At 63.7% G+C, this 19,400-nt stretch carries 16 protein-coding genes; 10 read left to right on the top strand and 6 right to left on the bottom strand.

Annotated elements, in window-relative coordinates:
- The first annotated feature begins 2 nt into the window (after nucleotides 1-2).
- On the top strand, nucleotides 3-3,074 hold the full coding sequence (locus tag VMJ11_RS16535) for a peptidase domain-containing ABC transporter (RefSeq protein ID WP_325620460.1): 3,072 nt from the start codon (nucleotides 3-5) through the stop codon (nucleotides 3,072-3,074).
- Nucleotides 3,071-4,390 carry a sigma-54 dependent transcriptional regulator gene (locus VMJ11_RS16530; RefSeq protein ID WP_325620459.1) on the top strand — a complete coding sequence of 440 codons (1,320 nt, stop codon included), beginning with the start codon at nucleotides 3,071-3,073 and terminating at the stop codon, nucleotides 4,388-4,390. Before VMJ11_RS16535 ends, VMJ11_RS16530 begins: the two co-directional genes overlap by 4 nt.
- A gap of 26 nt (nucleotides 4,391-4,416) precedes the next feature.
- Here VMJ11_RS16530 and VMJ11_RS16525 read toward each other — a convergent pair whose 3' ends face one another.
- Entirely contained in the window at nucleotides 4,417-5,181 is a 765-nt protein-coding gene (locus VMJ11_RS16525; RefSeq protein ID WP_325620458.1) for a PP2C family protein-serine/threonine phosphatase, read from the bottom strand.
- A 17-nt stretch (nucleotides 5,182-5,198) separates the two neighbouring features.
- The gene (locus tag VMJ11_RS16520; protein WP_325620457.1) at nucleotides 5,199-5,492 is read right to left on the bottom strand and encodes a hypothetical protein; all 294 of its coding nucleotides are present in this window, start codon (nucleotides 5,490-5,492) and stop codon (nucleotides 5,199-5,201) included.
- A 479-nt stretch (nucleotides 5,493-5,971) separates the two neighbouring features.
- On the opposite strand from VMJ11_RS16520, the gene VMJ11_RS16515 reads away from it, so the two are divergent.
- Nucleotides 5,972-6,499 carry a lecithin retinol acyltransferase family protein gene (locus VMJ11_RS16515; RefSeq protein ID WP_325620456.1) on the top strand — a complete coding sequence of 176 codons (528 nt, stop codon included), beginning with the start codon at nucleotides 5,972-5,974 and terminating at the stop codon, nucleotides 6,497-6,499.
- A 47-nt stretch (nucleotides 6,500-6,546) separates the two neighbouring features.
- A complete protein-coding gene (locus VMJ11_RS16510; protein WP_325620455.1) occupies nucleotides 6,547-6,789 on the top strand; it encodes a hypothetical protein in 243 nt (80 codons plus the stop codon).
- 55 nt (nucleotides 6,790-6,844) lie between these two features.
- Here the strand turns inward: VMJ11_RS16510 and VMJ11_RS16505 are convergent, their stop codons facing one another.
- The 3 genes from VMJ11_RS16505 to VMJ11_RS16495 form a co-directional block, all read right to left on the bottom strand.
- Nucleotides 6,845-7,060 carry a hypothetical protein gene (locus VMJ11_RS16505; RefSeq protein ID WP_325620454.1) on the bottom strand — a complete coding sequence of 72 codons (216 nt, stop codon included), beginning with the start codon at nucleotides 7,058-7,060 and terminating at the stop codon, nucleotides 6,845-6,847.
- Nucleotides 7,061-7,169: 109 nt separating this feature from the next.
- Entirely contained in the window at nucleotides 7,170-7,442 is a 273-nt protein-coding gene (locus tag VMJ11_RS16500; protein WP_325620453.1) for a hypothetical protein, read from the bottom strand.
- A gap of 81 nt (nucleotides 7,443-7,523) precedes the next feature.
- Nucleotides 7,524-7,790 carry a hypothetical protein gene (locus VMJ11_RS16495; protein WP_325620452.1) on the bottom strand — a complete coding sequence of 89 codons (267 nt, stop codon included), beginning with the start codon at nucleotides 7,788-7,790 and terminating at the stop codon, nucleotides 7,524-7,526.
- Nucleotides 7,791-8,343: 553 nt separating this feature from the next.
- On the opposite strand from VMJ11_RS16495, the gene VMJ11_RS16490 reads away from it, so the two are divergent.
- Together VMJ11_RS16490 and VMJ11_RS16485 are read left to right on the top strand one after the other, a co-directional pair.
- Complete coding sequence (locus VMJ11_RS16490; protein ID WP_325620451.1) at nucleotides 8,344-10,500, top strand: serine/threonine protein kinase; 2,157 nt, start codon at nucleotides 8,344-8,346, stop codon at nucleotides 10,498-10,500.
- A gap of 846 nt (nucleotides 10,501-11,346) precedes the next feature.
- Nucleotides 11,347-12,138 carry an IclR family transcriptional regulator gene (locus VMJ11_RS16485; protein ID WP_325620450.1) on the top strand — a complete coding sequence of 264 codons (792 nt, stop codon included), beginning with the start codon at nucleotides 11,347-11,349 and terminating at the stop codon, nucleotides 12,136-12,138.
- Between the two features lie 21 nt (nucleotides 12,139-12,159).
- Here the strand turns inward: VMJ11_RS16485 and VMJ11_RS16480 are convergent, their stop codons facing one another.
- Nucleotides 12,160-13,491 (bottom strand): MFS transporter, encoded by a 1,332-nt coding sequence (locus VMJ11_RS16480; protein ID WP_414694413.1) that lies wholly within the window; start codon nucleotides 13,489-13,491, stop codon nucleotides 12,160-12,162.
- Between the two features lie 251 nt (nucleotides 13,492-13,742).
- On the opposite strand from VMJ11_RS16480, the gene VMJ11_RS16475 reads away from it, so the two are divergent.
- The 4 genes from VMJ11_RS16475 (at nucleotide 13,743) to VMJ11_RS16460 (ending at nucleotide 18,765) form a co-directional block, all read left to right on the top strand.
- Complete coding sequence (locus tag VMJ11_RS16475; RefSeq protein WP_325620448.1) at nucleotides 13,743-14,525, top strand: enoyl-CoA hydratase/isomerase family protein; 783 nt, start codon at nucleotides 13,743-13,745, stop codon at nucleotides 14,523-14,525.
- Between the two features lie 17 nt (nucleotides 14,526-14,542).
- Nucleotides 14,543-16,666: an acetate--CoA ligase family protein gene (locus VMJ11_RS16470; RefSeq protein ID WP_325620447.1), complete on the top strand. Its 2,124-nt coding sequence runs from the start codon at nucleotides 14,543-14,545 to the stop codon at nucleotides 16,664-16,666.
- Between the two features lie 10 nt (nucleotides 16,667-16,676).
- Nucleotides 16,677-17,537, top strand: a complete 861-nt coding sequence (locus VMJ11_RS16465) for an oxidoreductase (protein ID WP_325620446.1) — start codon at nucleotides 16,677-16,679, stop codon at nucleotides 17,535-17,537.
- 523 nt (nucleotides 17,538-18,060) lie between these two features.
- Nucleotides 18,061-18,765: a DUF1223 domain-containing protein gene (locus VMJ11_RS16460; RefSeq protein ID WP_325620445.1), complete on the top strand. Its 705-nt coding sequence runs from the start codon at nucleotides 18,061-18,063 to the stop codon at nucleotides 18,763-18,765.
- Nucleotides 18,766-19,400: the final 635 nt, after the last annotated feature.

The raw sequence follows: 19,400 nt of genomic DNA, 5'->3' as shown, positions 1-19,400 counted from the left end.
AGATGGACACCCACGCGCCCGCACCGGCCAGCGCACCCTCGCTGGCGGAATTCCTGGCATCGGTCGAACCGCTGTCGCTCTTTTCGCGCGAAGAACTCGACCGCCTTGCCACGCAGGTCGAAACGCGCAGCTATGCATTCGGCGATACGATCTGCAAGCACGGCGAGCCAGCCGCCGGGCTCTATGTGATTCGATCGGGTTCCGTGCGCCTCATCGCCGAGGAACGCGGCAAGGAAATGAGCCTCGGCGTGCGCAAGGAGCGCGAGGTGTTCGGCGAGATCGCGATGCTGCGCGATTACTGGCACGAAATCTCGGTGCGCGCTTCCGCGAAGACCGAGGTGCTCTGCATACCGCGCGCGTCGCTCGAACCGCTGCTGGCCGCGAATCCGGCCGCACAGTCGTTCGTGACGAGCTATGTGGCAATCAGCTCCGCCGGCGGCTTCGTCACCCGGCTGTTCGACTTGCGCGGCAAGTTGAGCCGTGAAGAACTTGAGGAATACGTATCGAGCGTCGGCGTCAAGCGCGTGGCGGCGGGCAAGGAGATCATTCACCAGGGCGCGGGTGGCGACATGCGGCTTTATGTCGTGCGCCAGGGCGAGGTCAGCCTCGCACGCGAGGAAGACGGCACGGTCTATCCGCTGGCGAAGCTCGGTGCGGGCGAGATTTTCGGAGAGCGCGCCTGCCTTCTGCGCCAGGATCAGTTCGCGAGCGTCACGGCGCTCACCGATGTGCGGCTTCTGGTGATACCCGAAAAGACCGTGCACTTCATGCTCGAGCGCAACGCGAAGTTGCGCGAGGTGCTGGAGGAGCGCATCCGCTTCACCGAGCGCGAATTGCAGCGGCAGAAGAAGCTCGCCGAGCGCCGCAGCCGGCCGATCGCGGTCGATAGCGGTGCAGATGCGAAGTTGAACGAACGAATCGTCAAGCGCTTCGTGCTGGTCGAGCAGGCCGAGGAAATGGATTGCGGCGCGGCCTGCCTTGCGATGATCTGCCGGCACTACGGTATCCCCATGACACTGGGCAAGCTGCGCGATCTCGCGAACGTGACCACGCAGGGCGCGACGCTCGAAAGCCTCGCGCGCACCGGCGAAGCGCTCGGCTTCACGACGCGCGGCGTGCAATGTACGTACGAGGCGCTGCAAGGTTTCGAGCTGCCCTTCATCGCGCACTGGGAGGGCTACCACTATATCGTCGTCTACGGCCTCTCGAAGCAGTGGGTGAGGGTGGCCGATCCGGCGCTAGGCTTTCGCAAGCTCAGTGTCGAAGCGTTCGAGCGTGGCTGGAATGGCACGTGCCTGCTGTTCACCATGGGCGAAACGACGGGCACGCAGGCGGCGGCGCGCTCGCCGTGGGTGCGCTTCATCGGCTATCTGCTGCCGTACCGGAGAATACTTGCCCATCTCTTCCTCGCGACGTTCGTGATCCAGCTGCTGGGCGTCGTGCCGCCGCTCATCATCCAGAACATTCTCGACAGTGTGATCGTGCATCAGAACGTGAGCCTCTTGCACCTGCTGATCGTCGGGCTCGTCATTTCGCACGTGTTCACGCAGTTGATGACGACCATACGCGCGCATCTGTCGAATTTCATGGTGCGCAGTCTCGACTTCGCGATGATGTCGCAGTTCTTCAAGCACACCATGTCGCTGCCGTTCTCGTTCTTCGCGCGGCGCAAGACCGGCGATATCTTCGCGCGCTTCCAGGAGAACCAGACGATCCGCGCGTTTCTTACCGAGTCGACGGTCACCACGGCGCTCAACCTGCTGATGATCTTCATCTACTTCACGATCATGTTTCTCTACAACGTGAAGCTGACGCTGCTGCTGATCGCGTTCGTCATTCCGATCATGGCGCTCACCGCCATCGCGACGCCAAGAATCAAGCGCTACGCGCGCGAGGTGTTCTCCGTGTCGACGGACGCGCGCTCGATGTTGATGGAAACGCTGAGCGGCGTCGAGACCGTGAAGGGCATGGGCATCGAAAGGGCGGTGCGGCTCAAGTGGGAGCGCAAGTACGCGAAGTCGCTCGAAGTGCAGTATCGCGCGCAGGCATTCAACATCCTGGTGGGGCTCGGCAGCCAGTTGCTCAATGCCGCGACCACCATTGTGATTCTCTGGGCGGGGGCCACGCTCGTGCTCAACCAGGAGCTCAGCATCGGGCAGCTGATTGCATTCAACGCGTTCATGGGCAGCGTGCTGGCTCCGCTCATGGGCCTCGTAGGCCTCTGGAGTCTCATGAACGACGCCGCGGTCGCCATGGAGCGGCTTGGCGACGTGCTCGACATCGAGCCCGAGCAGAAGGCCGCCGACCTCGCGTCGCGCGTGCTGTTGCCGGACCTGCAGGGCGATATCGCGTTCGACGGTGTTTATTTCCGCTACGGCGGCAACGAAACGCCCTACGTGCTGGAGAACATCAGCTTTTCGATTGGGCGGGGCCAGATGGTGGCGATCGTCGGGCGCAGCGGCTCCGGCAAGACGACGCTCGCCAAACTGCTGGTGGGCTTTTATGCGCCGACGGAAGGCAAGATCAGCGTGGACGGCTACGACATGAGCGCGATCGACCACGCGTACTTTCGCGCCCAGGTTGGCTATGTGATGCAGACCAACCTCGTGTTTTCGGGCACGATCGCGGAAAACATCGCCTGCGGCGATGCGAGCCCGGATTGGCGCCGCATCGAAGAAGTGGCACGCATGGCCGACGCGCACGCGTTCATCAGCAAGATGCCGCTCGGCTACGAGCAGGTGGTGGGCGAACGCGGAATGGGTCTCTCGGGCGGGCAGATACAGCGCCTTTGCATTGCGCGCGCGCTCTATCACGACCCGCGCCTGCTCGTGTTCGACGAAGCGACCTCGTCACTCGATACGCAATCGGAGAGCAACATACTCGCGAACATGCACGACATTCTCCAGGGCCGTACGGCGCTCATCATCGCGCACCGGCTCAGCACCATCATGCGGGCGGACAAGATCCTCGTGCTGTACGAAGGTGCCATCGTCGAGCAGGGGCGGCACGATGAGCTCGTCGAGCGCAAGGGCATGTACTACCAGCTCGTCCAGAAACAGCTGGGTGCAACATGAAACTCTTCGATCCGCACGGATTCGGCAGCTCAGTCGTTTCTTATGCCGGGCTGCTCGAGAAGATCGAGATCCTGCGCTCCACGCTGCGCTGGGCGCCGCGGCTCGAGCGCGCCGACATCGAGAAGCTTTTGAATCAATCGAACGCGCTGCGCGACGAAGTCATGCAACTCTCGCGCAAGGAGCGTTTCATCGAGGCGGCGGCCGAGGCGCCCGATTCATCCGATGCGCTCGACAAGCCTGAGGCGCTCGCCCCGTCTGCGCACAAGCGTCGCGAGGCGCTCATCGAGCGAAGCTTCATTTTTGAGGGGATATTCGGCGACAACCCAAAGCTGCTGGCGGCGCTCGAGATTGCCGAGAAGGCGGCGCCCACCGATCTGCCTGTTCTGATCGACGGAGAAAGCGGCACGGGCAAGGAGTTGATGGCAAAGGTGATCCATGCCAACGGCGCGCGCGCCGACCGGCCGTACATCTCGGTCAACTGCGGCGCGATTCCCGAAAACCTGCTCGAGTCGGAACTGTTCGGGCATCGCAGAGGGGCATTCACCGGCGCGTCGAGCGATCGCAAAGGCAAGTTCGAAAGCGCCCATACCGGCACGATCTTTCTCGACGAAATTGGCGAACTGCCGCTGCAAGGGCAGGTGAAGCTGCTGCGCGTACTCGAGTCGCACGAAATTCAGCGCGTGGGCTCGGACGAACCCATTGCGGTCGACACACGCATCGTGGCCGCCACCAACCGGAACCTGCGCGAACTCGCGGCCCAGGGGCAGTTTCGCGAGGATCTCTTCTACCGGCTGAGCGTCATCCACGTCACGCTGCCGCCGTTGCGCGAGCGCAATGATGAAATCCCTTTGCTCATTGCCTGGTTCGGCGACGAGGCGGCCGGCCAGCTCAAGCGCCGGCCTGTGAAGCTCACGCCGAAGCTGCGCGACTTCCTGCTCACGTATGCCTACCCGGGCAACATCCGCGAACTGCGCAACCTCATCTACCGGCTGTCATGCCTTGCCGGCGAAACCGCCGATATCGAACACCTGCCCGACGACATCCGGCCGAAGCCCATAGCAGCAACGCTGCGCGCAGTCGAGACGGAAACTTCGGGCGCACCGCTGTCGCTCAGCGACGCCAAGCGCGCCGCGAGCGATGAAGCCGAGCGCGCATTCCTCGAGCGCGGCCTGCAGGAAACCGGCGGCACGGTGGCGGAGCTCGCGCGGCGCTGCGACATGAACCGCTCGCATCTGCAGATGCTGCTCAAGAAGCACGGCATCCACTCCAAGGACTTTCGTCACGCGGACAAGGCGAATCACGAAAAGGAGTCCTGAGCGCCGCGCCCGGTGCTGGTTCGGTGTCACACGGCGGGGTTGACCAACGTATGATCCGCGGCGCCGGGGTCATCGACCCTGACGACCACTGCCGTGATGTTGTCGTGCCCGCCTGCCTGCAAGGCCATGTCGACGAGTGTGTCCGTCGCTCGCTGGCAGTCGCCGTCCGCGAGCGCGCGCGCAATCTCGGGCGCCTGCACTTCGTTGCTGAGACCGTCGCTACAGAGCAGAAAGAGGTCGCCGTCGTGCAAGGCGATGCGACCTTCGTCGAGTTGGAGCCAGTCTGCTGCGCCGACAGCGCGCGTAATCAGATGTTGCGATGGATGGTGGCGCGCCGCTTCGGCGCTGAGGTGGCCCTGTGCCTGAAGCTCCGCGACATAGCTGTGATCGATCGTGAGCGATTCGAGGCGCGCGTCGCGATAGAGATAGATGCGGCTGTCGCCCGCCCACAACCAGCCGCATTCGCGCCCGCTCGCCATCAGTACGGCGACGGTGCTGCCGATCATGCGAACGCCGCGTCGCGCCGCTTCATCGCGCAACTCGCGGTTCACCGTCTGCAGCGCGCCGCGCGCGGCTCCCGAGAATACGGCAAGCGAGCCGGGTGCCGGGAGCGTGCCGAGCGCGCGCACGATCATCCCGCTGGCCAGATCGCCCGCTGTATGGCCACCCATGCCGTCGGCGACGGCCCAGAGGCCCAGTTGTGGCAGATCGAGACACGCATCCTCGTTGAGCGCCCGCACGCGGCCTATGTCCGTGCGCGCTGCCGAGGTCCACAGTAAGCCAGCGGTCACGATCGCGCCTCCATAGGCTAGACGAGCCCGTTGTTCTTGCTGTTTTGGCCCACGCCCACCGTGACGTTCGAATTGGCTGCGGAGTTCGTCACGTCGAGCATCTGGTACTGATTGATGACCTGATTCGCGTAGAACGTGTTGTTGGTCTGGTAGAGATTGATGACGGGGCCAAGCGCGGAAGGCTGTGCGGGTTCGTAGGGCTGAATCCAGCCGAACACCCACGGCGCGCCTCCTGCGCCGCGTATGAACGACATCGCCTTGTGGTCGATGTCGCGCTGCAGATGAAGGTCGGTGATCGCGAGCGAAGTCATGATAGGTCTCCGTCCAGAGGGTGGCCGCGAGCGCGCGGCTTTTGCGCTCATATCACGCAAGCAGCATGCCAATGTGCAGCGACTGCTGGCAGCCGGTCACCTCGACGCCGCGAGGCCCGCCAGTCGAGACTCGTAGCGGCCCGCACGCGTTCTTCGCATGCTAGTGCCCCACGGCCTCGTTGTGCAACGGTCGTGCGCGGGCCAACACGCGCACGGGCAATCGTCATCAGGACTCCGACACATGGTGCAAACCCCGCCGGTCGTCGACTGCAGTCCGAACTGGTGGAACTGCGCCGACACATGGAGAGCCAATCCGTTGGCACGCGGCTGACACGTCACCGCTCCAGTCTCGCGCTTTCCTTCTCGAAGCCTTGTGCAGCCGTCGTTGGGCAGGTTGGCATGCCTGATGCAGGGTAGTTGGCAACCGGCAAACCCATCAGGAGTACGGGCAGCCAGCAACCAGCCAGACGGACCTCGCCATGAGCCTCGATCTTCATCCGATGAACAGCTGCGCAGAAGTATTGCCGCGCGCCGCTGCTCGCTCGATCGCTCGTACGGAAACGGCGGGCGAAGAGGACCTTCCGCTGGGCGCACATCTCGTATCGCGTCGCGCAGGCTACAGCCATCACGGCATCTACGTTGGAGCGGGCCGGGTCGTCCATTACGCCGGGCTGTGCACGTCGTTGCATCGCGGCCCTATCGAAGAGGTCACGCTCGAGCGCTTCGCAGCCGGGCACGAGGTCGAGGTCGTCGCGCATCCGTTTGCAGCCTATGCAGGTCGCGAAGCTGTCGAGCGGGCGCGCTCCCGTCTCGGCGAAGACCGCTATCGCCTGCTCAGCAACAACTGCGAACACTTCTGCACCTGGTGCGTGGACGGCAAGGGCCGCAGCGAACAGGTCCGCACATGCGTCGCCCATCCGCTCGCCGCGTTGCGCGTCGTCCGCGCGCTGGTTCACGCACGCCGGGCTCAACGGTGTCGCGGTGCGTTTGCGTTGCAGGCGGCGTGAGCGCCGTTTTCAGTCGATACCCCTAATACACGCTACGGAGACCCATCATGAACCCCACCGGAACGTCACTGCGCACCCTCGTCGACAAGTGGCTCGCGCCGAATGCCCGTGTGCCGGCCCGCGTGGTGCGCTTTAGCCGCACACAGGAAGACCGGCTGCGTTACGTTTGCGTCGAGGCAGCACATCCTGCGCGTACGATTGCAATCTTCTTCTTTCGTCACGACGACGGCTCCTGGTGCGTGTTTCCGCCCGTGGCCACTCGCCCGGCCATGACGGCGCGCGCCGCGTGACCCATTGCGCGGTCCACGCGGCGGCGTATGGGAATGTGGCGGTCCCGGCGGAAAGTCAGCGCAGCAGCGTAGGGCGAGGCGGCGCCGCAGTGAGGGTCACGGGCCCTCGCGCCGTTGCCCCGCCCGTGATGCCGATGCGCAATCCAATGAAGGGGCGTGGCGCGAGCAGCGTATCGTGCGAGGCGATGCGGGCGCCGCCCGTGATCGCGGCCATTGCCTGCCTGTCCAGATCCACGCTTTCCTGAAGATCCTTGATGACGAGAATACCCATGGTCTACTCCACGAGAGTGGATTCAAATCCAGTATAGGTGGCGCTTCGCGCACACGAAGACGCAGACAGTGCCTTTCGGTACTGTCTGCGTCCTCTGGCGCGGCAGCGGTCAAAACATCACGCCGGTGCTCGCATATTGCGAAGGGTTGACCTTCAGGTTAAGCGGCCCGAAGCCCGCGCCGATGTAACCGATGTTGTTGAGCGCAGCGACGTCGACTACCTGGACCTGCGAAATGTTTTGCACGATGTTCGGCGAGACGTTGATGTTGGCGATCGACCCGTAACCACTGGGTGCGCTGTTGTTGCCGCCGCGTACGGCGGCCATGGCGCGGTGGTCGAGCTCCGTCCCGGGGGCCAGCTCGCGGATAACGAGGGATGACATGATGAGCCTCCAATAGCGGATGAATGGGCGGGCGCGACGTTGCGGCGAACCGTGTTGCAGTCGCGCCACCCGTTGGGGCGATCAGAAGTTGATCGTGTTGTGGGCCGTCTGCGTCGGGTTGACCGAAGCGTGGATGTTCGAGGCAAATGCCACGTCGTTGCCCACGTTGCTCACGATGCTGTTGGTTTGGCCGATCACCTGTTCCGCGGCGAAGTTGGTCGTGTTGTAGTTCACGCTCGGCATCGGGTAGACGGGCAGGAGGGACAGGTTCCCGCCGCGCACGGCGCTCATTTCACGGCGGTCGAGTTCTTGGGCGACGCTCAGGTCTGCGATCATCAGCTTGCTCATGACAGTTCTCCAGAAGGGCGATACAGGTAGTTGGCGATTGAGCTGCAATGTGTTGCGGGCTCGCTCCTCTAAATGCATGCAGCGTGCCAGCGGCGTGGCAGACCTTGGCGATACGCCCGCTGCCTTATCCGACGGGGCTTCGCGCAGATGTGACGCGAACGTGCACGACGTGCGGGCCTGCTCGCGTGCATCGCTGCTGATGGATTGCGACCAACAGCGCCCTGCGGATCAGTTGGGTTCGCTGCAACAAGTGCGAGTTTGAGACCGGGTGCCAACGGCATCGCGGCGACTCACACCGTGGGCTAGTTCAGGCACCGATTGCACTGTGCGTTACGGCAGACTAATCTCTCGTCAGACATACTCGCGAAACGCTCCGCGCGCATGAAACGCACATCATGGCGCGCGCAGATTCAGCGGCGAGTTTGTATCCTGAAGAGAGCGGCAAGGTCATATTGCAGCGGACTTGACGGGGATCGCGCCGTACGGCCTCACGCCGCGAGACCGTGCGCCGCGATTGCTTCGGTGGGCCTGAAGCTGAGTTGAAGGCATACGAATGATGAGCCTTACGCAGCTAATCCAGACATTCCAGAGCGGGATGCTTTCACGCGAGGCGTTCTTCTCCGAGATCGACCGCGTGCTCGCGGGCGACTCGGCGAATCGTGCGCGCCTGCGTGAAGAGATGGATGCGACGCAGACGGTCCATCCGCTGCCCGATGCCGTTTACGCAGAGGTCCTGCGGCGCATCGAACATTGTCAGGACAGCACGACGGCCGCCATCGACGAAACTCGCGTGCAGGAGAGCGCGCCCGGCGCGTACGCGGCGCCGCCCGCACGCGCCGGCATGGCGCTCGACGAGACGGAGCACGTGAAAGGCATCGGCGACACGCTCAACGGGCGCTTCGTTCTCGAGGAATGTCTCGGCGTGGGCGGCATGGGTACCGTCTACAAGGCGCTCGACCTGCGCAAGCTCGAGGCATCGGACCGCCAGCCGTACATCGCCATCAAGGTGCTGAACGTGCAGTTTCGCGGCCAGCCGACTTCGTTGATCGCGCTGCAGCGCGAGGCCCGCAAGGCGCAGACGCTCGCGCACCGCAACATCGTCACGGTCTACGATTTCGATCGCGACGGCCCGCTCGTCTACCTCACGATGGAGTATCTGTCCGGCAAGCCGCTCAGCAAGCTGCTGCGTGCACCGGGTTTCGCGGGCATGCCGTTCGAGAAGGCCCGGCCGATCATCGCAGGCATGGGACAGGCGCTGGCTTATGCGCACGAGCGCGGCTTCGTGCATTGCGACTTCAAGCCCGCCAACGTATTCCTCACCGATGGCGGCGACGTGAAAGTCATCGACTTCGGCATTGCCCGCGTATTCCAGCGGCCCGAAGAGGATCCCGACGTCACCGTCTTCGATCCCGCCACGCTCGGCGGAATTACGCCCGCCTATGCGAGCCCGGAGATGTTCGAGCATCGCGAGCCGGACCCGCGCGACGATGTCTACGCGCTCGCCTGTGTGACGTACGAATTGCTGACGGGCAAGCATCCGTTCAACCGCAGGTCGGCCACCCAGGCGCGCAGCGAGAAGATGCGCGCCGAGCGGCCACAGGGGCTCGATCGCACTCAATGGCGCACGTTGAGCGCCGCGCTTTCGTTCGACCGCGCTTCGCGCACGGCGAGCGTCAATCAGTTTCTCGAGGGCATGGGTGTGCTCACCCACGCTTCGACGTTCTCCGGCGCGCGGCTCGGTGCCATTGGCGCGGGGGCCGTAGTGGTGGCCGGGGGGATCTGGCTCGGTTATCGCGTGCTTTCCGGCAATGAGGAGCCGCATGCAAAAACTTCCATGACAGCCGCGATCCCTGCCAGCGAGATCGACAAGGCCACGCCATCCAGCAGCCCGGCGAGCGCCGCGGAGGCACGGGCCACGCCGGTCCGCGTTGCCTCACTTTCCGCGGTCGTCGCGAATGTGCCCACCGCAACTGCAACTGCAACTGCTGCTGCAACGGCGCCGACGCCCGCCACGAGCGCCGCGATGCCAGGTGAGGCGGCATTGGCCGCGCTCAATTCGATGCTCGCAGGCATTCCGTGCTCGGCGGTTGCGGCGTCGCTGCCGGAGCACGCGCTCGAGGTGCGCGGCTTTGCGAGTGCAGGGGAGGGCATGGGGCGCTTGCGCGACGCGCTCGCGCAAACCCCGGGGGGGCATGGCGCGAAACTCGACGTGACCGCCGTCGACAGCCACAACTGCGAGGTCGTCAGCGCATTCGCGCCGTACTGGCGCGCCAATCGTCAGGCGGGGGGCGGGGCGACGATCCATACGCGGCCGCGCGACGCGCAATTGACGCAGGGAAGTCCGCTCATCGTCGACATCACGACGCCCCATTACGGCTCGTACGTCAACGTGGACTATTACGCGCTCGATGGCAGCGTCGTGCATCTCGTGCCGAGCAATCACGAGCGCGACAACCAGGCGCCACCGGACTTTTCGGCGACGGTTGGCGGTGCGGGCGACTGGATCGTGGACAAGCCGTTTGGCACCGAGATGATCGTCTTGCTGATCACGCCCGCGCCGTTGTTCGATGGGCTACGTCCGCCGTCGGAGTCTCGTGCTGCGTACCTCGCTGCGGTTGGCCAGCAGTTGAGACAGATGGAAACGCGTTACGGCACGGGGCACATCGTCGCCGATTTCGTGCAGATCACCACGCATGCGCGCAGCGACTGAGCCTCGATTCGAACAGGGGCTGCAGCATCGCGGCGTAGGCCGTCCACCCTGCCGCGAATGTCGCGACCCCGACCACGCTCAAGTAGAAGGCCATCGACATGATCTTCTTCGGCGACCTCAAGAGCAATGCATGCCTGCCGATTGCAATCACGGCCGGCAGTGCAAGGAAATGAGTTCAAGAGTCCGAACTGCTATGTTAAACGCACATCGAATGGCTGCTTGAGCGTTATCGCGAATGCAACGTCCGATACGTCTCGTTCTGCTGCCCGTCGTGCCGATTTCAAGGCGAACCTCGTACAGCTCGTTCGCTGTGCCCGTGCCGAGGCGCTCAATGGATAACCAGCAGTCGGAAACATAAGCTGCGTATGTTTGCAGTCGCAGAAGCTGCGACGCTGCCGCGCCTTCCAGGGAAACCGACCCGGGGAATCCGACATAGCTTATCTGCATACCAATACCCATAACCAACCTCTTCGCCAATACGGAAACAGTGACCGGGCGGGCCGCTGCAATGGATGAGATGCTCGCACTGGCCCATTCGAATCGTTTGACTTCGATCAGTTTTGGGGCATATCGGCAACGCGCATCATTCGACGAGCGATCTCTCGGGCGAGCAGGGCTGTGGCTGTTCTATGGCTGCTAACTCGTTATTGCCGGCTGATGCTTCGCTTCGCCTGGTGCCAGGTCTGGAGCAGGTCGAAAAGGCGTGCATCGTCGCGTTTCTGATACCTTTCGTGTGGGATGAGGCCAGTCGCTGCCCCATGAAATCCGCTCCGGGCGGACGCAATAAGCGCTTGCGCTACGGTCGCTGCGTCGCGCTACGCGCAGCAAGTTCAACCTCCAGTATCTATGGCGAACCACGAGAATCAACAACCGGAATCGAAAACGACCGCGTCCAATCGCTCGCTCGAACGCGGGCTCGAGTTGCTACGCGCTTTCGGCCCTGGCGCGACGCTGCTTGGAAACGGAGATCTCGCCGAGCGCACCGGCCTGCCGAAGGCGACCGTGAGCCGGCTCACGCGAACACTCGTGGCAGCGGGCTATCTGGAACACGACTCAGCGCGCAGGGCATACAGGCTCGGACTGCCGGTGCTCAGTCTGGCGCAAGCGTTGCGCAGCGGATCGACTGTGCTCAAGGCGGCCGGCCCTCTGATCCGCGACACCGCACAGAGAATGCATATCAATGTTGGAATCGCGGGTGCCGATCGGGAAGAGATGGTCTACCTCGAATCGATCCGCTACAACCAACGTGCGTCGTTACGCACGGTCGTGTCTGGTCAACGCGTGCCGATGGAGCTGACGTCGCTCGGTCGGGCCTATCTCGCGATGCAGCCGCAGGCCGAATTCGCCGCGCTGATGCACGCCTTCGAGCGACGCGGACGAAGCGGCTGGGCACGTCTTGCGCGTGAAATCACGCAAGCCGTCGATGCAGTGCATCGAAACGGCTTCTGCGTTGCGAGCTGGCAGCCGGAAGTGATTGCGCTCGCGGCGCCGCTCGTCATTCCCGGACACCGGTTGCTGGTGCTCAACTTCAGCGTACGCACAGTGGAATCGCAAGACAGCGTCGTGCGTGAACTGGCGGCGCCGCTGTTGCGTCTGCGCGACGAGATCATCGTCGAATGCGCGCATCTGGACGAGTAACGGCGGCGAGCGCGGGGTCGTTCACTCCCGGCGCTCACTGATCGCGCGCGCCGGAATGCCGAGCACTACCGCAAGGCCGCCCAGGATGGACACAACCGCTACCGCATAAAGGCCCACGGCGCTGCTGCCAAAGTGCGTCGATGCATAGCCGATCACCGAGGGCGCCGAAATGCCGCCAAACTGGCCGAGGCTGCTGATGAGGCCGATGCCGCTCGCCGCAACCGTGCTCGACAGATACGCGGGCGGGATCGTCCAGAACAGCGAAAGCATGCCGAGATAGCCGGCCGTCGCGACGCAAAGGAGCGCCACCAGCGCGCCTGCGTGATTCGCCGCCGCGGGCAGAAGCACGACGCCCAGCGCAGCCATCGATGCGCTCGCCATGAAGTGCCAGCGCCTCTCCAGCAGGCGGTCCGAGCTCCGGCCGAGCAGATACATCGCCACTGCGCCGACCCCATACGGAATCGCGGAAAGAAGCCCGATGTGCCAGTAGTTCGATACGCCGCTTCTCTGGATCACACTCGGTGCCCAGATGTGCACGACGATGCTCGCCCACGGCACGCTGAAATACGCGAACGTCAGGAAATAGAATTTCGGCTCCTTCAGCGCGACCCAGATCGAACCGTGCGCGCGTGCGGCTTTTGTTTGCGCGTCGCGCTTCAGTTCGTCGAGCAACAGGGCTTTTTCTTCGTCCGAGAGCCAGGCCGCCTGCTCGGGACGGTCCGTCAAACAGACATACGCGAAGATACCGGCGACCACCGAGGGCAAGCCTTCGAGCAGGAATAGCCACTGCCAGCCTTTGACGCCGAGAAAGCCCGACATGCTGTTCAGGATCCACCCCGACACGGGCCCGCTGATGATGCCCGACACGCAGATCGCCGTCATGAAGATCGACGTGACGCGCGCCCGTCGCGCGGCCGGGAACCAGTAGGTGAAGTAAAGGATCACGCCCGGAAAGAACCCTGCCTCTGCCGCGCCCAGCAACACGCGCGCAATGTAGAACTGGGTTGGCGTTTGCACGAACGCCGTGGCCGCCGACACGATGCCCCACAGCCCCATGATGCGCATCAGCGTCTTTCTGACGCCGACCTTCGCGAGCCACAGATTGCTCGGCACTTCGAAAAGCATGTAACCCACGTAGAAAAGCCCGACGCCCAGGCCGAATGCGGCATCGGAGAGGCCGAGGTCCTGCGAGAACTGAAGATGCGCAAAGCCGATATTCGCGCGGTCCAGATACGCGAAGACGTAACAGACGAACAGGAACGGTAACAGCCGCCGGGTGACTTTCCGGTAGACGGCCTCTGTCTGAGGCCGCGCTGCGCTGACTTCAATGGGTTGGGAAGGGGCTGCGTGCATCATGTCTCCGCTCTTTATTGGTGAGCGCAGGTGCGTCATCGCAAGTGTCCTGCGTTGGAATTCATTATCGGCAGCGACAGTTCGATGACAACCGGCCAATTCCGCACAGTGGAATTGGCCGGTGCTTCGGACGAAAGCGTTCCGCGTTCCACGCAGTGGAATTGATGGGGTGTCTTCGACGGTCGGCGCGGCTAAGCTGCATGAACCGATTGACCCGGTCAGCCGACTCCAACTCAACCTTCGAGACACGCATGAGCCCCTCCACCATTCAAGTCACGATCGACTCGCGGATCGCCACGATCACGCTGAATCGCCCCGAAAAACGCAACGCCATCAGCAACGAAATGCGCACCGAACTCATTGCGGCGCTCGAGACCGTGTCGCGCGACCGGGCCATCCGTGCCGTCGTGTTGACCGGCAACGGCAAGGGGTTTTGCGCGGGCGGCGACGTGAGCGGCATGGCCGAACGCATGGAAGCCCCAGCGGGCGAAGTCGCGTTCAACGGCTGGTCTCGCCAGCAGATCGTGCATCACACGGTGAACCTGCTTTATTCGATGCCCAAGCCGACCATCGCCGCAGTGAACGGCGCGGCGGCGGGCCTCGGCGCCGATATGGCGCTCTCGTGCGACTTCATCATCGCCTCGCAAGAGGCGAGCTTCGCGTGGAGCTACATCAAACGCGGCTTGATACCGGACGGCGGCGGCATGTTCTTCCTGCCGCGCCGAGTCGGTATCGCGCGTGCCAAGGAGCTGGTCTTTAGTGGACGCAAGGTCGACGCGAACGAAGCACTGGAACTGGGAATCGCGGATCGCCTGAGCGACGCCGGGTCTCTGCTCGGCGACGCGCACGCATGGGCCACGGAGCTGAGCCAGGGGTCGTCAACCGCGCTCGCGCTCGGCAAGAGCATTCTCAACCAGAGCTACGAATTGTCCGCGCATCAAGTCTTCGCGCAGGGCAGCCAGGCACAGGCCGTTTGCTATACGAGCCGGGAACATCGCGACTCAGTGCACGCGTTCCTGAACAACACGAAGTGAACGCGAAGGGAATCAACATGAACGCAATTTCAAAATTGATGCGCCCCGCGAGTGTCGCGGTGATCGGCGCATCGGCGGACGCCTCCAAGACTTCAGGCCGCCCGGTCGCGTATTTGAGGAAACACGGTTTCGACGGCGACATCTATCCGGTCAACCCTCGTTACGACTCGATCGATGGTCTGCACTGCTATCCGGATGTGGCATCGCTGCCGCACGCGCCCGATGTCGGCATCGTGTTGCTTGGCGCCGAACGCGCGCATGAAGCGGTGAGGGCGCTGGCAAGCCGCGGCACGAGCGCTGCGATCGTACTGGCAAGCGGCTATGCGGAGATTGGCGAGGAAGGCGTGAGGCGTCAGGCGCAATTGATCGAGGCAGCCGGCCCCATGCGGCTGCTCGGGCCGAACACGATCGGGCTCGTCAACTTGACCGACCGCATCACGCTGTCGGCAAGCGGCGCGCTCGAGACCGACGCCTTCACGGTTGGGGGAATCGGCGTCGTGTCGCAAAGCGGCGGGATCCTCGGTTCGCTGCTGTCGCGGGCGGCGGCTCGAGGGATCGGCCTGTCGAAGCTCGTGTCGACCAGCAACGAAGCCGATCTCGACATGGCAGACTTCGTCGACTATCTCGTCGACGATGATTCGACTTCGGTCATCGCCCTCTATATGGAGGGACTGCGTCATCCCGAGCGGTTCCGCGCCGCCGCGTTACGCGCGGCGAGCGCCGGCAAGCCGGTCGTCGTGTTCAAGATCGGGCGTTCGGAGTCCGGCGCACGCTCGGCGGTCTCTCATACGGGCGCGCTGGCTGGCTCCGACCGCATGTACGACGCGCTCTTCAACCAGGTGGGCGTGATCCGCGCTCAAACCTTCTCCGACCTGCTCGACATCCCTCATGCGCTTGCGACAGGCCGCAAGCTGGCGGGGCGACGCGTCGCGATCCTGACCTCGACGGGCGGTGCAGGCACGCTCGTCACCGACAGCCTCGGCATGGCGAACTTCGAGACGCCACCGCCCGACCACGCGAGCGCTGCCGCCCTGCGTGCGTTGCAAACCGGCGACCATGCGGTACTCGACCGCAATCCGATCGATGTGACGCTCGCGGGCCTGCAACCGGATCTTCTGCGCGGCGCGATTCGCACGCTGCTCGAGAGCCCGACCTACGATGCAGTGGTCGTGATCGTCGGATCGTCGGGCCTCGCGATGCCTGACCTGATGGCCGGGGCGATCCGCGAATCGCTGCCCGACAGCGACAAGCCCGTGATGGCATTCGTGAGCCCTCACGCGCCCGAGATCACGCGTTTGCTCAACATGCAAGGCGTACCCGCTTTCGTTTCGCCGGAAAGCGTGACGAGCGCGCTGGCGGCGATGTGGCAGCATGATGAGCACGTTCGGCGTGCTGCCGTACGTTCGGCCGAAAGGCAGCCCGAAGCCGACGTCGATGTGAGCGACCTGCCCGCCGGCTCGTTGAATGAAGCGCAAGCAAAGGCGCTCTTTGGCCGCTTCGGCGTAAGATCGGTGCGCGAGCGGGTGGTGGCAAGCGTAGAGGAAGCGGAAATGGCCGCCCGCGAACTCGGCGGCAAGGTCGTGCTCAAGCTGCTGTCGAATGAGATCACGCACAAGAGCGACGTCGGCGGCGTGGCGGTCGGTCTGAACCCGGAGAACATCGGTGCGCGCCTGAACCGTATGCGCGACGATGTCCAGACCGCAACGGGCGTATCGGCAGACGCCTTCCTTGTGCAGGAAATGGTAAGCGGCGGTACTGAACTGATCCTCGGTCTGCATCGCGATCCGCTCGGCACCGCTTTGCTGCTCGGCATGGGCGGCATCACAGCCGAACTGTTCAAGGACACGACGATGCGTCTCGTGTCCCCCGAGGCGCCGCTTTCATGTGAAGACGCGCTCGCGATGATTCACGAACTGCAAACCTGGCCGCTGCTCGACGGCTTCCGTGGACGGCCGCGCGCGGATATCGACGCCCTCGTGAGCGCGATCGTCGCGTTCGCGCGGATGGCGGTGCAGCTCGGCGGCCGCATCGTCGAAGCAGAGATCAACCCGCTCTTCGTTCTGCCCGCGGGACAAGGCGTGCGAGCGGCAGACGGCGTCGCCGTGCTGGCCGACCTTGCTTCACCTCCTCTCCAACCGTAGGAGACATATCATGGTCAACCCCACCGGGAACGGCTTCAAGCGTGTCTGGTTCATCACGGGCGCGTCGCGGGGCCTCGGCGCTCTGATCGCCGAGGCGGCCCTGGCTGACGGCAATGCAGTGGTTGCCGCTGGCCGCAATATCGCAGCGATCGCCGAGCGCCTCGGTGCATCGCCGGCACTGCTGCCCGTGGCGCTGGACGTCACGGACGAAGCGCAGGCGAAGGCCGCCGTTGGAGCCGCGGTCGAAACATTCGGCCGTATCGACGTGCTGGTCAACAACGCGGGCTTCGGCTTGCTCGGCGCCATCGAGGAGTCCAGCGATGCGGACGTGCGCCGCATGTACGACACCAACGTGTTCGGGCTCCTGAATATCACGCGCGCTGTGCTGCCGGTGATGCGCGCGCAACGGTCTGGTCACGTCATCAACATGTCGTCGATCGGCGGCTATCGCTCGTCGGCGGGATTCGGTGCGTACTGTTCGACAAAGTTTGCAGTCGAAGGCTTGACGGAAGCATTGCGCGCCGAACTGAAGCCGCTCGGTATTCATGCCACGGTGGTGGAGCCCGGCTACTTCCGCACCGACTTCCTCGACGCGTCATCGCTCGTTGTCGCACGCGAGGTCATCGCAGACTATGACGGGACATCGGGGAACGTGCGTCGCAACGCTGCCAGCATGAACCACAACCAGCCAGGCAATCCCGCGAAGCTCGCGGCAGCCATGGTCGAACTGGTCGACGCGTCTATGCCTCCGCTGCGGCTGCCGCTTGGCACTGACACGCTGAAGGCCATTGCCGAGAAGAATGCGTATGTCGAGCAGGAAACCGAAACCTGGAAAGCGCTGTCGGCATCGACTGATTTTTCCGCTGGATAGCTTGCAGATCGGATAAGCGAGCTTCGGGTGACGGCCGAGCTGCAATCTGCCCGAGTTCTGAGCGCGCATGCGCGTGACCTCTAGTGCGCGCGATCGAGCGCCAAGGCCACGCTTTGACGCATTCAGGTGTGCTATGCCGGACATCGGGACCACGTACAGCGGATGGCAGCTTTCGGCCAACTTTCGGTCGTGGCAAGTGACATGCGGAGCGTCTCTTCTTGGCGCCACTGCGTCAAACTCCGGGTGCAACGGCCGTCCTGGATCCTTAATTCATACAAAAGGCGTAAGTCGACCCGCAAGGAAAATCGGGTCGACTGAAAGAGGACATTCACCAACGAAAGTTTCGCGGCACTGCGCGCGGCGTAACGATCAAATTCGGCGCTGGACGATGCGCAGCCGCGCTCTACGCACCCCCCGCCACCTCTTCGCGAAGCGACCACGCTCACACCGCAAACGCTTCAACTGTAACCCGTGCGTGCCGGCGAGCGAATTACAGGTTACGTCGTCAATCTGGAGACAGGACATGTTGGCCCGTTCTCTCACTGCCCTCTGCGCGAGCGCCGCGGCGCTGCTCGCCTTGCCTGCGTTCGCCGCCGAGCCGCGTCCGGTCGTCGTCGAACTGTTCACGTCGCAGGGCTGTTCGTCGTGCCCGCCGGCCGATCGCTTTCTCTCCGAGTTGAGCGACACGCGCTCCGATGTGCTGCCCCTGGCGTTTCATGTCACCTACTGGAATAACCTCGGCTGGCAAGATCCGTTTTCGTTCGAAGGCGCCGACGCGCGCCAGGCCCAGTACGCCCAGCGGTTTCACGACTTCGCGTACACGCCGGAAATGGTGATCGATGGCAAGTCCGAGGTGGTGGGCTCGAATCGCGCTGCAGCCGGCTCTGCCATCGACCACGCGGAGTCCATGGACGCGACGGCCGCCGCAGTTAGCGCCACGCGCGCGGGCGGCAGCGTTTCTGTGTCCATCGGCGCGGGTACGGGACGCGCGCGCGTGCTGCTCGTCGGCTACGACGCCCGTCACGTCACGGCGATCGGGCGCGGCGAGAACGCGGGCCATACGCTCACTGAATCGAACATCGTGCGCGGCGTGGCATCAATCGGCCAGTGGTCTGGTGCGGCGCTAACGTTGCATGCCGATGCCGTCGCCGGCGAACATCTAGTGGTGCTTCTCGAAGCCGAGGATGGTGCAATTGTCGGTGCCACACGCGTTGTCGATGCGCGTTGAGTGCCGGCGTGCTGAAGCGCATGAGTTATCGCATGCCACGGAACTCAAGGCAGATACCCGCTCAACGGATTGCGTCTGGCTCACTGGTTCACGCTGAAGAACCAATCCGGCTTTTTCGCCCAGTTGCCTGATTGGCGCGAAAGTCAGATTTCATTCGACCTGATGCGAACTTGACGGCAGGTTCCGAGGAACCGCAACTGGCCTCGCACTACTGGCAGCTCGTCGGAAGTTCATCCGGCTGAGGCAGCCTCCTGCGATCTGCATTCAACAGCGCGCTTCGGATACGTGACCGGACACTTGTGATCGTGGCGCTCAACGGTCTGGCGCGGAGCCGACCGGCATCTTCCTTCGGCTCCCGGAATCCCACGGGACTGACTTGCATCGCCGGACTTCGTTTCGGCACTCGATCCGACGACTCGCAGGCCGAGCGGTGCATCAGCGCGTTCCAGCGCGATGACCTTGCTGCCGATCCGCTCGCCCCCTAACCGATTGTCGCAGGCGCGCTCCATCGCAAAAGCCCCCACGGTAGCGCTCGGGATGGGTAGGCGTTATCCCCGATATCAAGTAGCGCGTGACACACTACAATCCACGCATATCTTTCAGTAGCGCGTCACACGCCACTAAGGGCATTATCG

Origin of the sequence: Paraburkholderia sp. (assembly GCF_035501035.1) — a bacterium.
Classification (GTDB): Bacteria; Pseudomonadota; Gammaproteobacteria; order Burkholderiales; family Burkholderiaceae; genus Paraburkholderia.
The sequence above is the reverse complement of the archived record's forward strand: the minus strand, read 5'-3'. Positions and strand labels throughout refer to the sequence as shown.

Coding starts and splice junctions, on each gene's coding strand:
- VMJ11_RS16535 (WP_325620460.1), top strand. CDS start 3: ATGGACACCCACGCGCCCGCACCGGCCAGCGCACCCTCGCTGGCGGAA.
- VMJ11_RS16530 (WP_325620459.1), top strand. CDS start 3,071: ATGAAACTCTTCGATCCGCACGGATTCGGCAGCTCAGTCGTTTCTTAT.
- VMJ11_RS16520 (WP_325620457.1), bottom strand. CDS start 5,492: ATGACTTCGCTCGCGATCACCGACCTTCATCTGCAGCGCGACATCGAC.
- VMJ11_RS16515 (WP_325620456.1), top strand. CDS start 5,972: ATGAGCCTCGATCTTCATCCGATGAACAGCTGCGCAGAAGTATTGCCG.
- VMJ11_RS16510 (WP_325620455.1), top strand. CDS start 6,547: ATGAACCCCACCGGAACGTCACTGCGCACCCTCGTCGACAAGTGGCTC.
- VMJ11_RS16505 (WP_325620454.1), bottom strand. CDS start 7,060: ATGGGTATTCTCGTCATCAAGGATCTTCAGGAAAGCGTGGATCTGGAC.
- VMJ11_RS16500 (WP_325620453.1), bottom strand. CDS start 7,442: ATGTCATCCCTCGTTATCCGCGAGCTGGCCCCCGGGACGGAGCTCGAC.
- VMJ11_RS16495 (WP_325620452.1), bottom strand. CDS start 7,790: ATGAGCAAGCTGATGATCGCAGACCTGAGCGTCGCCCAAGAACTCGAC.
- VMJ11_RS16490 (WP_325620451.1), top strand. CDS start 8,344: ATGATGAGCCTTACGCAGCTAATCCAGACATTCCAGAGCGGGATGCTT.
- VMJ11_RS16485 (WP_325620450.1), top strand. CDS start 11,347: ATGGCGAACCACGAGAATCAACAACCGGAATCGAAAACGACCGCGTCC.
- VMJ11_RS16480 (WP_414694413.1), bottom strand. CDS start 13,491: ATGCACGCAGCCCCTTCCCAACCCATTGAAGTCAGCGCAGCGCGGCCT.
- VMJ11_RS16475 (WP_325620448.1), top strand. CDS start 13,743: ATGAGCCCCTCCACCATTCAAGTCACGATCGACTCGCGGATCGCCACG.
- VMJ11_RS16470 (WP_325620447.1), top strand. CDS start 14,543: ATGAACGCAATTTCAAAATTGATGCGCCCCGCGAGTGTCGCGGTGATC.
- VMJ11_RS16465 (WP_325620446.1), top strand. CDS start 16,677: ATGGTCAACCCCACCGGGAACGGCTTCAAGCGTGTCTGGTTCATCACG.
- VMJ11_RS16460 (WP_325620445.1), top strand. CDS start 18,061: ATGTTGGCCCGTTCTCTCACTGCCCTCTGCGCGAGCGCCGCGGCGCTG.